Origin of the sequence: Corynebacterium sp. HMSC071B10 (assembly GCF_001814825.1) — a bacterium.
In the GTDB taxonomy this organism is placed as follows: domain Bacteria; phylum Actinomycetota; class Actinomycetes; order Mycobacteriales; family Mycobacteriaceae; genus Corynebacterium.
In genome coordinates, this window is sequence record NZ_KV818007.1 from 44,653 (window position 1) to 53,927 (window position 9,275).

A 9,275-nucleotide genomic window follows, 5' to 3' on the forward strand; every position below is an offset into this window, starting at 1 on the left:
ACAGCGGTACAGAACGCACACCGCCCGTGGCACTGCTTTGCTGCAGTACCACGGGCGGTGCGTTTTTCGTGAGGCAAGCGGCTACTTGATGCCGACGCGCGCAAGCATCGCCTTCAACTGCGCCTGCATATTGGGGGAGGCGGCCGCCACGAAGGCCGCAGCCTGCAGCAAGCCACCGATCATGCTGAGGGCGAAGGAGATGTAGGTGAAGATCTCCTGGCCTCGCTCATCCAGCGCACCCTTGTTGATCCACTCGGAGCTCGGACCCGTTGCACGGAACGGCGTCGTGGTGGCGGTCACGGCGGGGGCGGTGACGGTCACGGTGACCGGGGTCGGGCCCTCGGGCGTGGCTGACGACGTCGGCGTGGTGGTCGTCGGCGTTGCAGTCGCACTCGGCGTCGCAGTCGCTGTGGCGGCTGGGGTAGGAGAAGTCTGCGGTTTGTCCTGCGCCGAGACGGGGCTGAGCCCAGCGACGGCAAGTGCTGCGACAGTCGCGGCCGCAACGGGGTAAGTAGCCTTCACGTCTTGAGTCCTTCCGGAGAATGAGAAAAGAAAAGGCGGGGCGCACCAAACAGCGCCCCGCCGACAGTGCCGTCTAAGACACTACAACGAACTTAGAAGAAGTTCGGGATGTTCGGCAGCTGTACCTTCGGCACGTGCAGGTGCGGCAGACCCAGCTGGAAGTTTGCGTTGAGGTAGTCGATGATCTTGTTCAGACCGGTCGGGTTGGAGCCGATGATCAGCGCGAGGGTCACGGTAGCGCCAGCCAGGCCAGAGGTGATGCCCACGACGTGGCCGTTGGAGGAACCAGCGGAGCCCTGCGTCTTGTTGGTGTTGCCGCCCTGGTTGCCAGTATCGCCCGGCTTCTCGGGGTTCTCCGGGGTCTCAGGCTTCTCCTGGTCCTCGGAGCCTTCGCCCTCCTCGGAGCCCTCGCCCTGGTTCTCCGGGGTCTCAGACTCTCCCGTGTTCTCGGTGCCCTGGTCAGTGCCAGTGACGTTCTGGTCGTTCTGGTTCTCCTCGGCAGCGAATGCCGGGGTTGCGGTCATGGCCAGTGCGGTCGCGGCGGCGACAACGGCGGTAGAAATACGCTTCATAGTTGTGTGCTCCTCGTGGGAATCTCTGTGCTTAGCCGTGAATCGACTGGACGATTACAGCAAGGTCGTTAGAAAAAGTAGCAGGTTTATAACGATTTGGATAGTGCAGTGGCGCTACCAGGCGGGATGCCCACACCCGTCGCAGCTCAACTGGCTTTTACTGCAAAACTATGTGGGCACCCGTACACCCCATTAGCGGGGAAGGCCTGGCAACTGTGGCAGCTGGCTGAGGATCTGGTCGATAGGGTTGTGCAGCCACCCCATCGACACGCCCGCGGCAACAACCGCAGCGATGACGCCGAGCACGCCGGCGATGGCTGCTGCGACCTTGCCCGCGGTCGAGGAGCCGTCCTTGCCCTCACTCTGGTCCGCACCCGGGTTGACTGGCTTCTCCAGCAGGGAGGTGACCGAAAACAGGGTCGTGGTGCCGGAAACCTCGTTGCCCACTGCCAACAACGCCTCGCCATTGGGTGAGTCCGCGGCGGGGATAAACATGAGGCCTTCGGCCCCGAGGTCGCCGACCTCCGACAGCCCGTCGGCAAGCGCCTCTTCTTCGAGCTCCTCCATGTTGATGGAGAAGTCGCGGTTGTTGATGTAGGCCTGGTACTTCGCATCCTTTGGGTCGGTGATGTCGTAGACGATCACGCCGCCGAGCCGCTCGAAGCCGACAAACGCGTAGGTGCGGCCGTTGACCTCGCCGACAGTGACGCCTTCCGGCTCCGGGCCTTTATCGTCCGAGCGGGTCTCAAAGGAAGTCTCAGTGTGGTTGGAGTTGAAGTTGTCCGGCAGGACGCGAGCGGTGATCTCCTCGAAGTCGGCCCCGGAGTCGAATACGCGCGTGCTGTCGGCGGTGAAGATGGAAAAGCTGCGGCCACCGAAGGCGTACAGGTCGTCGTAGCAGCCCTTTTCCTCGTTGAGGCCGAAGGCGGTGGTCATGTTCAGCCGACCCAGCTGCTCGTCGGACTGGAGTGTGTCCAGCTCGTCGGCGGAAAGGCCCGCGTAGTCCTCGCAGATCGGGGCGATGCCCTTGGAGCCGAACTTCTTCAGACGTGCCTCCTCGGAGTAGCCGTCCCAGTCGCGGGCGTCGCCTTCGTTGGCCAGCACCAGGTAGGTTTTCCCGTCGACGTTGTAGGCAGCGATGGAATCTGGCTGCAGGATCGACTTGACCGGCCAGTTGGTGATGTTGATCTTGCCGTCCTTATCGGAGGCGTCGAAAGGCACCTCGCGGCGATCGATGTAGCCCAGCGGCCAGACGTCCTCCACCTTGGCAGAAGCGATGTCGACGACGGCGACCGCATTGTTTTCCTGCAGCGTGACGTACGCCTTGCCCCTGTCGACCGCGATGTACTCCGGCTCGAGGTTTTGCGCCTCGCTTGTCGACGCCCCCACCTGCCCGAAGATGTGCACGCCCTTGTTCGCCAACGTGCCCTCGAACGCGCGGAAATCGGCGGTGCGCACGGCGTCTGCCGCAGGCGCGGCGAGGTCCTTCGGCAGGCTGATCACCGACACCGTGCCCTCTGGGTCGACCGAGTAGTCTTCGGCGGGCTCGCCCTCATTAGCCACCAGGGCGTAGTCGCCCTCCGGGGTAATGGTGACCATGTCCGGCAGGGGGCCGACGCCCACGCGCCCGAGCACCTCGCCGAGTGTTTCCGCACCGGCGTCGAAGAAAATCACCTCGCCCGGAGCCGTCTTATCCGCGTTGGGCTCGACGGTGGCTACGGCAAGGCCGTCGGCGCGCACGGCGACGGAGTTGATGGTGGTGTCCTTGCCGCCGTCGACTTCGCCGACCTTGGTCGGCGCAGCAGGGTTGGACACGTCCAGCACGTCGATCTTGCCAGAGTTCGCGTTTACCGTGAGCAGCCTTTTCGACGCCGCGTGGTAGGCCACAATCTCCGCCGCCGACTCATCGAACACGCCCGTGCCGTAGGACCCCAGGGTCTTGACCGCGACGCTGGAATCCGCGGCCTGGTCGTAGACAGGCTGGGCGACGACTGCGGCATCGGCCGGTGCGACAGCGACGAGACCGGCCGCGAGCGCTGCGACGGCAGGAAGCGTCAGCGCGCGGCGGGAGGAACGGGGAAGCGTGGACATGGGGCACCTTTCTGCGTAATTGAAGCTTGGAGCCAGCGTATTTTCGCCAGGTAGTTGCCAGGAAAATCTGGGGTGAACTCTCGGTGAACCACCGCACGTTCAAGTGGAATCCGAGGTCGCGACACACCACTGCCTGCGAAGGGATAGACTTATCCACCATGAATGCAGGCACCGAGCACACACAGCCATCCACGAGCAACTACCAGCCGGTCCACGCGGCAGATATTCAGGCAGCTCAGGCAAAGATTTCCTCGGTGATTGAGCCCACCCCGCTGCAGTACTGCCCGCGCCTGTCGCAGCAGTACGAGGCTGATATCTACCTCAAGCGCGAGGACCTGCAGGACGTGCGCTCCTACAAGATCCGGGGCGCGTACTACAACATCTCGCGTCTCAGCGACACACAGCGTGCTGCGGGCGTGGTGGCGGCGTCGGCAGGCAACCATGCACAAGGCGTGGCCTATGCCTGCCGGGCGATGGGCATCCAGGGCAAGATTTTCGTGCCGAAGCCCACGCCGAAGCAGAAGCGCGACCGCATCCTGGTCCACGGCGGGGACTTCGTAGAACTCGTTGTCACCGGCAACACCTTCGACGAGGCAGCGGAGGCCGCCCGCGCGGACGCGGCGGAGCGCGGCGCGACCATGATCGAGCCCTTTGACGCGCGCGACACCGTGATCGGCCAGGGCACCGTCGCCGCCGAGATCCTCGCGCAGCTGACCGGCCTCGGCCGCGAGCTGGACACCATCATGGTGCCCGTCGGCGGCGGCGGCCTGCTCGGCGGCATCGTCTCCTACGTTGCCGATATGTCCCCGCGCACTGCGGTCGTTGGCGTGGAGCCGAGCGGCGCGGCCTCGCTGCACGCCGCCCTCGAGCATGGCAGCCCGGTCACCCTGACTGATATTGACCCCTTCGTCGACGGCGCGGCGGTCAAGCGCATCGGCGAATTCCCCTTCGAGGTCATTGAGCACAACCAGGGGCGCACCCACCTGCTGCGCGCCGACGAGGGCGCGGTGTGCACGGAGATGCTCGCGCTGTACCAGAACGAGGGGATCATCGCCGAGCCGGCCGGTGCCCTCTCGGTTGCTGGTCTGGCTGGCATGAAGATCCAGCCGGGTAGCACTGTGGTGTGCGTGATCTCCGGCGGCAACAATGATGTACTGCGCTACGCCGAGGTCATGGAACGCTCACTCGTCCACCGCGGTCTGAAGCACTACTTCTTGGTCAACTTCCCGCAGGAACCGGGCCAGCTGCGCACCTTCCTCACCGACATCCTGGGCGAGGACGACGACATCGTGTTGTTCGAGTACTTGAAGAAGAACAACCGCGAGACCGGGGCGGCGCTCGTCGGCATTGAGCTGACCCGCGCCAGCGATCTCGAGCCGCTGCTGGAGCGCATGGCGGACTCGGTCATCGAGTGCCGCCAGCTCAAGCCCGGCACCCCGGAGTACGAGTTCATCGTCGCGGGCTAGCGCTTGATATAGGCAAAACCCCACGGATCGAGCACGGTCTCGTCCGCGCCGACCTCAGGAGAGGTGAAGGAGTACACAAGCGTGCCGCCGACGGGCACGGTGGCCGGATCGTCGCTGAAGTTCGCGGCGAGGACGACGGCGTCATCACTGTCGTTGGCCATGGTCAGCCACCGTTCACCGTGTTCGACGCGTAAGTTGCGCAGGTCCTCGCGGTTGCAGCTGTGCTCGCTGCGCAGCTGCAGTAGGCGTTGGTAGGCGTCAAGGACGTCTTGCTGCTGCTCCGAGAACTCCCAGTCGAGTTTCGCCTGCTCGTAGGTGTCAGGGCTCGCGGGGTCGGGGACATCTGTCGCGTCCCAGCCTTGTCGCGAGAACTCCTCGAGACGGCCCAGGCGAGTGCCCTCGAGCAGGCCCTCATCGGTATGCGAGACAAAGAAGGGGAAGGGCGTCTGCGCGGCGAACTCCTCGCCCATAAACAGCATCGGGGTAAACGGGGAGTGGAAGACCACCGCGGCCTTGAGCACCAGTTGCGCAGGCGTAAGGTTCTGGCTCGGACGATCCCCGGCCGCCCGGTTGCCGGTCTGGTCGTGGGTGGTGGTGTAGGTGACCAGCTTCCAGGGCGCGGCGTGGGCTAGGTCCAGCTCGCGGCCGTGGGTGCGGCCCCGGTACCGCGAGTAGGAATCGCGGAAGCGGTAACCGTGGCGCAGCGTGTCGGCGAGGATATCCATCGTGCCATAGTCCACGTAGTAGCCCTGATTCTCGCCGGTAACCAGGGTGTGGATGCCGTGGTGGACGTCGTCGAGCCACTGCCCGGACAAACCGTAGCCGCCGCGATCGACGTCGCTGATCAGGCGCGGGTCGTTCTGGTCGGATTCAGCGATGACAGTGCGCGGAATGCCCGTCTCGGCGGCAATCTCGTCAGCGAGGCGGGTGATCTCCTCCATGATGGAAAACGCGCGGCGGTCGTCGTACGTCTGCACCGCGTCCAGGCGCAGCCCGTCAACGTGGAACTCATCCAACCACTGGCGCACCGCATCGAGCACGTAGGCGCGCACTTCGTCGGAGCCCGGGCCGGAAAGATTAATCACCTCGCCCCAGCCGGTGCGCCCGCCCGCGAGGTAGGGGCCGAAGGCGTTGTTGTAATTGCCCTCCGGGCCGAAGTGGTTGTACACCACGTCGAGGAGGATGGCGATGCCGCGGGAATGCGCGGCGTCGATAAGCTTTTTCAGCCCCTCGCGCCCACCGTAGGCCTCGTGGACGGCGAACCAGTCGACGCCGTCGTAGCCCCAATTGCGCGTGCCGGGGAAAGGCTGCACAGGCATCAGCTCAATGGCGTTAATCCCAAGCTCAGACAGGTGATCCAGCTTGCTTATCACGCCCGCGAAGGTGCCCTCCGGGCTGAAGGTGCCCACGTGCAGCTCGTAGATGCGCAGGTCTTTGGTCTCGATGCCCGCCCATGCGCTGTCGGTCCAGGAGAACTCGGTGCTGACCACCTCGGAAGGCCCGTGCACGCCGTCGGGCTGCGCGCGGGTGCGGGGATCCGGCATGGGATGCGACCACTGCGTGCCGTTATACAGCGAGAAAGAATAACGCGTGCCGGGCTGCGGCGCGATGTCGTCGAGCACCCACCAGCCCTCGCGCGCACTGTCGGTTGCAAGCGCGAAGTCTGTGCCTTCGAGGTGGACGCGAACCTGGTGCGCGCGGGGGGCCCACACCTCGAAGCGGGCAGGAGCAACATGTGATTCAACCATGGCCCCAAGCCTAAGGAGGTGACAGAGGCGCTGCAATGACTCGCTACACTTAAGGGCTTATGCTGACCTCCTACGACCTGCCAGCCGCCGGCGCGCCCGCCACCAGCGAGCTTGAAATTAAACGCTCCCGCTTCATCACCTGGGTCGGGCGGGTCGAATCGGAGGAAGAAGCCCGCGAGTTCATCCACGCCGCCCGCGAAGCGTTTCCCGACGCTCGACATCACTGCTCCGCCTTCATCGTGCATGTCGACGGCGCGCTGCCAATCGAGCGCTCCTCCGACGACGGCGAGCCCTCCGGCACCGCCGGCACGCCGATGCTGGAAGTGCTGAAAGGCTCGGGGCTGATGAACGTGTGCGCCGTGGTCATCCGCTACTTCGGCGGGACCAAACTGGGCACCGGCGGGCTGGTCAGCGCATACACCAACGCCGTTTCCGACACGCTGGAAGTCACGCCGCGGGCAACGCGGAACCTGCGGGAACTGGTCACCGTGAACCTGCCGCACGCCGAGGCCGGGCGGATCGAATCTGAGCTGCGCAACGCCGGCATCGAGGTCGTGGACATCGCCTACGGCGCGCAAGCCACCTACACGCTGGCGTTCGCGCCGGGGGAGCGCGAGCGCGTCGACGCTCAGCTCGCCGCCTCCACCCAGGGCACCGCGGAGACGAAGGACGCGGGCCATCGCTGGGTGGAGGCGGGCAGCTAGCGGCGCGTGTGGTCGCCGGGGCTTGCAGTTTCCGCAGCCTCCTCAATGGAGCTAGCTCCGTTTGCATGCGACGTGTGTTGGCGACCTGGGTTTTTGCGGCCTGGTAGGGCCCAAATGGAGCTAGCTCCGTTTGTGTCTCCGAGGAGAACGCGACCTGGGGTTTTAGGGGCGGCGCTGCGCTAGATGGAGCTAGCTCCGTTTGGCACTCCGGTTGGTACCCCGGTTGGTACCACGAGTTCGCACGGCCCCGGCGCGTTCACCGCGGGACGCTAGGGAACCGAAACCACGGAGGCGCTAGACTATGCAGCATGACGATGCAGCCACGCCCCAATAACCCGATCGAGCGCCGCAAGCAGGCGGTGCGCACCTATAGCCGCAACGCCGTGTTGTGGGCCGGCGGCGGTGTCGTCGGCGGCATCGCACTCGGACTTATCTTCAGCTCCTGGGCCATTCTGGCCCTCGGCCTGGTCGTGGCCGTGGTTGGCGGTGTGGGCAACTGGATGAAGGTACAGAAGATCGTCAACCACAAAGACGTGTACTAGATGACCCAGCCCGACGGGAAAGCGGTGCGGATCGACGCCTGGCTGTGGGCCGTTCGCATCTTTAAAACCCGCACGTTGGCCGCCGAAGCAGTGCGCGCCGGGCACGTGAAGCTCAACGGCCAGTCGGTCAAGCCTGCCGCCCAGGTGGTGCCGGGCGATGAGGTGCGGGTGTGGAAGGACCACCGCTACCGGGACCTGGAGGTCACCGCGACGGTGCGCAAGCGGGTGGGCGCGCCGGTCGCGAAGCAGTGCTACGTGGACCACTCGCCGCCGCCCCCGCCGATGGACATCTTCGCTAGCATGCCGAAGCGCGACCGGGGCGCGGGGCGGCCGACGAAGAAAGAGCGTCGCGAGACCGACCGCCTCCTCGGCCGACGGCGCTAGACAGCCCTAACCCGCCGAGCGTAACTGCTCCAAACGCCGGGTCAGGCGCACCTTGCGTACTTTCGGCCGGTTACCGGAGTCCCAGGTGCGTTCGATGTGGTCGGTGCCGTAGCGGTTGAGTAGCAGGTCGTCGACAAGCCGCACCTGCCCGGGCACGAAGGTGTAGGCCAGGCTGTTGGACACGGCCTCGAGATCTGCGGGGTTGATCAGCTCCGCGACCTGCGAGACCCGCTCGAGCCCGTGCGCGCGCAGCAGCTCGTTGAGGAAGCGGTAATCGCCCGCGCGCGAGAGCGGGTAGCGCGAGCCCAGCAGCATGGTCAGAATGCCGGGCAGGGTCTCCGGGGCGATCTGCGAGTCCTCGTCGGTCGTTCCGCCGGGCTGCAGATCGGTCAGGCCCGCGATTTGGTCGAACTGCTGGTCCGCCAGCTCGATGAGCCCGGCGGCCAGGGTGAAGGCGCGATCCACCTGCGGATCGACCTCGCCCGCGGAGCGCTTGTAGCGCACGTCGTGCTCAAACTCCGCCCACGCGTGCTGCAGCACCGTTCGGATCTGCACCTCGAAGGCTTGGCCCACATAGTCTTCCAACCCCTCGGAAGTTTCCTGCACGCGCAGCACGAGGTGGTGCGAGCCGTAGCCGAACCCGCCGGCCACGCGCGTCTCCTCGGCCTTGTCCACGCTGCGCAGCACCTCGAACTCCTCGGCAAGCAGCCGCTGCACCGCCGGGATTTCGGTGGAGTGCAGCACGGTAATTCGGGTGCCGATGATGTCTTTAATGTCGTTCCACGGATCCGAGTACACCGGCTTGCCGTCGCGCATCTTGCGAGCTTTCTCTTTCAGTGAAGGCCATGTTTTGATGCGCGCGTCGACGCGATCAAAGTTCACCGCGGCGTCGCGCATCAGCTCGTGCAGCGCGTGGCGGAACGTAGTCGCCGCGTCCTCGTGCGCGTTGACCCAGGTGAAGTAGGTGTTGCCGAGGCTGGCGATGGTCGCGTCGGGCACCTTCTGCTTCGAGCCCCTCGAGCTCTTTGTGCTTTTCGACGCGGCACCATCCGCCCCTTGCCGCTTTTCTCGATCCTTAGCCATCAGGGGCTACAGCATACTCGCCCTTAGTCCCTTTCGGCGCGCACCAACAGCGCGACCGGCAGCGTGGCGAAAAGTTGCGCGACCTCCGCGGTACCTGAATGCGTGGTGCCGGTCATCCGGTCGACCCACACCCCGGGCGGCAGTGCCACGGAAGTCTCCCCCC

9 protein-coding genes are annotated in these 9,275 nt (G+C 65.3%); 4 read left to right on the top strand and 5 right to left on the bottom strand.

The annotated features are described in order from the left end of the window. Positions 1–81 precede the first annotated feature (81 nt). The 3 genes from HMPREF2990_RS06970 to HMPREF2990_RS06980 form a co-directional block, all read right to left on the bottom strand. Entirely contained in the window at positions 82–522 is a 441-nt protein-coding gene (locus HMPREF2990_RS06970) for a hypothetical protein (protein WP_070763518.1), read from the bottom strand. Positions 523–614: 92 nt separating this feature from the next. Further along, on the bottom strand, positions 615–1,094 hold the full coding sequence (locus HMPREF2990_RS06975; RefSeq protein ID WP_070763520.1) for a hypothetical protein: 480 nt from the start codon (positions 1,092–1,094) through the stop codon (positions 615–617). Between the two features lie 192 nt (positions 1,095–1,286). Next, positions 1,287–3,185, bottom strand: coding sequence for a choice-of-anchor I family protein (locus HMPREF2990_RS06980; protein WP_210399969.1), 1,899 nt, complete (start codon positions 3,183–3,185; stop codon positions 1,287–1,289). Positions 3,186–3,343: 158 nt separating this feature from the next. Here HMPREF2990_RS06980 and ilvA point away from each other — a divergent pair, with 158 nt between their 5' ends. After that, positions 3,344–4,651, top strand: a complete 1,308-nt coding sequence (ilvA, locus tag HMPREF2990_RS06985) for a threonine ammonia-lyase IlvA (RefSeq protein WP_070763522.1) — start codon at positions 3,344–3,346, stop codon at positions 4,649–4,651. Here ilvA and treZ read toward each other — a convergent pair. Then, a complete protein-coding gene (gene treZ, locus HMPREF2990_RS06990; RefSeq protein WP_070763524.1) occupies positions 4,648–6,399 on the bottom strand; it encodes a malto-oligosyltrehalose trehalohydrolase in 1,752 nt (583 codons plus the stop codon). The two genes, ilvA and treZ, sit on opposite strands and share 4 nt — an antisense overlap. 59 nt (positions 6,400–6,458) lie before the next feature. Here treZ and HMPREF2990_RS06995 point away from each other — a divergent pair, with 59 nt between their 5' ends. From HMPREF2990_RS06995 to HMPREF2990_RS07005, 3 genes are all read left to right on the top strand, one after another. Continuing rightward, the gene (locus HMPREF2990_RS06995; RefSeq protein ID WP_070763526.1) at positions 6,459–7,103 is read left to right on the top strand and encodes a YigZ family protein; all 645 of its coding nucleotides are present in this window, start codon (positions 6,459–6,461) and stop codon (positions 7,101–7,103) included. A 308-nt stretch (positions 7,104–7,411) separates the two neighbouring features. After that, positions 7,412–7,645, top strand: coding sequence for a hypothetical protein (locus HMPREF2990_RS07000; protein ID WP_070763528.1), 234 nt, complete (start codon positions 7,412–7,414; stop codon positions 7,643–7,645). Beyond that, on the top strand, positions 7,646–8,029 hold the full coding sequence (locus HMPREF2990_RS07005; RefSeq protein WP_070763530.1) for an RNA-binding S4 domain-containing protein: 384 nt from the start codon (positions 7,646–7,648) through the stop codon (positions 8,027–8,029). It abuts the gene before it with no gap. A 6-nt stretch (positions 8,030–8,035) separates the two neighbouring features. On the opposite strand, the gene HMPREF2990_RS07010 is transcribed toward HMPREF2990_RS07005, so the two are convergent. Then, a complete protein-coding gene (locus tag HMPREF2990_RS07010) occupies positions 8,036–9,028 on the bottom strand; it encodes a GTP pyrophosphokinase (RefSeq protein ID WP_070763532.1) in 993 nt (330 codons plus the stop codon). Positions 9,029–9,275: the final 247 nt, after the last annotated feature.

Bases quoted from the DNA above. Each gene is read 5' to 3' on its own strand.
- HMPREF2990_RS07000 (WP_070763528.1), top strand. From the start codon at position 7,412: ATGACGATGCAGCCACGCCCCAATAACCCGATCGAGCGCCGCAAGCAG.
- treZ (WP_070763524.1), bottom strand. From the start codon at position 6,399: ATGGTTGAATCACATGTTGCTCCTGCCCGCTTCGAGGTGTGGGCCCCC.
- HMPREF2990_RS06995 (WP_070763526.1), top strand. From the start codon at position 6,459: ATGCTGACCTCCTACGACCTGCCAGCCGCCGGCGCGCCCGCCACCAGC.
- HMPREF2990_RS06975 (WP_070763520.1), bottom strand. From the start codon at position 1,094: ATGAAGCGTATTTCTACCGCCGTTGTCGCCGCCGCGACCGCACTGGCC.
- HMPREF2990_RS06980 (WP_210399969.1), bottom strand. From the start codon at position 3,185: ATGTCCACGCTTCCCCGTTCCTCCCGCCGCGCGCTGACGCTTCCTGCC.
- ilvA (WP_070763522.1), top strand. From the start codon at position 3,344: ATGAATGCAGGCACCGAGCACACACAGCCATCCACGAGCAACTACCAG.
- HMPREF2990_RS07005 (WP_070763530.1), top strand. From the start codon at position 7,646: ATGACCCAGCCCGACGGGAAAGCGGTGCGGATCGACGCCTGGCTGTGG.